Origin of the sequence: Paenibacillus forsythiae T98 (assembly GCF_000520735.1) — a bacterium.
Classification (GTDB): Bacteria; Bacillota; Bacilli; order Paenibacillales; family Paenibacillaceae; genus Paenibacillus_AQ; species Paenibacillus_AQ forsythiae.
In genome coordinates, this window is record NZ_ASSC01000375.1 from 1 (window position 1) to 1,303 (window position 1,303).

At 55.6% G+C, this 1,303-nt stretch carries 1 protein-coding gene; it reads right to left on the reverse strand.

All coding sequences use genetic code 11. The features are described from left to right. Window positions 1–1,303: nitrogenase cofactor biosynthesis protein NifB (gene nifB / locus L692_RS0112195; protein ID WP_025700212.1), on the reverse strand; the 1,303-nt coding region annotated here is incomplete at both ends.

The following is a 1,303-nucleotide window of genomic DNA, read 5'->3' on the forward strand; positions in this document are numbered from 1 at the left end:
TATTTTCAAAATAGGAACCGTATTTCACACTTTCAAGTATTGCTTCCTGTATTCCGCCTTTGCGGACCAGGGGCAGCACGCCCGCTCTGTTCAGTGCCGCGCGAGGCGCGTCGCCGATCCCGGAGCTGAGAAGAATCCGGCAATCGCTGAGGATGGACATGATCTCCTGGAGCGTCTCGTCTTTGTCTCCGTTGCAATCCGCCGTACCGTGGCAGTAGGCCTGGATCTTCCGGATACCGATGAATTTCACTTCGGCACCGTCGGTATCAAAAATCATGAACTCCGTCGCATGGCCAAAGTGCTGGTTGACCTTGTCTCCGCCTCTTGTAGCAACCGCGACTCGGGTCTTCTTGTTCTCGTCAAGAATCGTCCGGCGGTTCTCCTTCGCGATCAGGCGCTGACGGATTTTGCTATCCAGCTCCTGCTGGAATTGCTCTCTTGCGTCAAGGTCAATCACCGGATCGGCTTCCATCGTTTCCAGTTGGAAATCCTGGTTGCGGTCCTGACCGAGCAGCCCAACCGCGTCGGCGCGGCATTGACGGCAATGACGCATCAGTTTCGTTCCGCCCTCGCTCAGCTGCTCTTGCAACTGGTTCAGTTCTCTTGGATGCGGAGCCTTGCGTCCGTCTTTCTCGTACTGGCTGCCCGGAGCGATAATCAGCGGCGTTACATTGTGGAGCGTCGCGCCGAGTTCTTTCACTTTCTTCGATACTTCAACCAGATGTTTGTCGTTGACCCCCGGAATCATAATCGAGTTGACCTTGACGAGAATGCCTCGCTTGGCCAGTTCCTCCACCCCTTGAAGCTGACGGCTGATCAGCAGAGCGGCGGCCTCTCTTCCTTCGTAACGCACACCTTCATCAAATACCCAAGGATAAATCTCTTTACCGACATCCGGGTCGATGGCGTTGATCGTAATCGTGACATGTCCGATCCCCAATTCCACGATCCGATCGATGTGCCGGTAAAGCGTAAGACCGTTGGTGCTCAGACAGGTCATCACATCCGGCACATGCTGCTTGACTCTCTCGAAGGTCTCGAAAGTCTTATCCGCGTTGGCAAGCGGATCGCCAGGCCCTGCGATGCCGACCACCGACAGCTGCATGAGCTGTGCGGCTACACCTTTTACTTTCCGCTCCGCTTGTTCCGGAGTGAGCACCTCGCTGACAACCCCTGGTCTGCTTTCGTTCACGCAGTCGAATTTGCGGTTGCAGTAGTTGCATTGAATGTTGCAGGCGGGAGCGACCGGGATATGCATCCGGGCAAAAAACCGATGGGCTTCCTCGCTGTAGCAAGGGTGGCG